General features: G+C 59.9%; 1 protein-coding gene. It reads left to right on the forward strand.

The features are described 5' to 3' along the window. Positions 1 to 149: 149 nt before the first annotated feature. A partial coding sequence (locus A3730_RS04870) for an AMP-binding protein (protein ID WP_156500916.1) occupies positions 150 to 1,082 on the forward strand: 933 nt, incomplete at its 3' end.

Raw genomic sequence — 1,082 nt, forward strand, 5'->3', positions numbered from 1 at the left:
CTCGGGACCATTTCAGATGGACGGCAGGCCAGCCGCCGCCTTGCTGGCGCAGAGCAGTGGTTCAAGCTCTCGCCCGGCACAATAACAACGATTCAACGGCAGAAATGCCAGTATTAATACGCGCACAACACTATCGGGAGAAGTATTCCATGAGCACCCCTTCACTGAACGAGCAGTTCACCAATACCGCCGAATTTATCGAGCATAATTGCCAGCGGTATGCGGATATGCCTGCCTACCACTGCCTGGGCCAGACACTGACCTTTGCAGACCTGGAAGAGAAGTCCCGCCATCTGGCCAAGTGGTTCCAACATGCCTGCGGACTGCAACAGGGTGACCGCGTGGCCATTCAGCTGCCCAACCTGAACCAGTATCCGATTGCCGCGTACGCCGCTTTCCGGGCCGGCCTGGTGGTGGTGAACACCAACCCGCTGTACACCCCGCGGGAAATGCAGCATCAATTCAGTGATTCCGGCGCCAAAGCGCTGGTGGTGTTTGCCGACGCCTTGGACCGGCTGGAAGCCATCAAGGCTGACACCCAGGTTGAGCACGTGCTGGTGACCGGCCCGGCAGACCTGATTGCGCCGCCCACAGAGGCCCAGCACGGCTATCACGATTTTGTGGCGGCCATGGAAGAAGGCGCCAACCTGCCTGAGCTGGAACCCATCAAGGCCCAGCGTGAGGACATCGCCGTGCTGCAGTACACCGGCGGTACCACTGGTGTGGCCAAGGGCGCCAGCCTCACCCACGCCAATATTCTGGCCAACGCGGCGCAGATGGAAGACCGCCTGGGCGAACGTTGCGAAGCCGGCAAGGAAATTTTCGTCTGCCCGCTGCCGCTGTACCACATCTATGCGTTCACCGTGAACATGCTGGCCCTGTTCAACCTGGGCGCCATGAATGTGCTGATTCCCAACCCGCGGGATCTGGACGGTTTTGTGAAAACCATCCAGCCGTTCAAGTTCACCGGCCTGGCCGGTATCAATACCCTGTTTGTCGGCCTGTGCCGCCATCCGGATTTCAAGGCTCTGGACTTCTCCAGCCTCAAGCTCACCTTCTCCGGCGGTAGCGCGCTAACCAGC

The sequence above is a fragment of the Alcanivorax sp. HI0044 genome, from assembly GCF_001634945.1.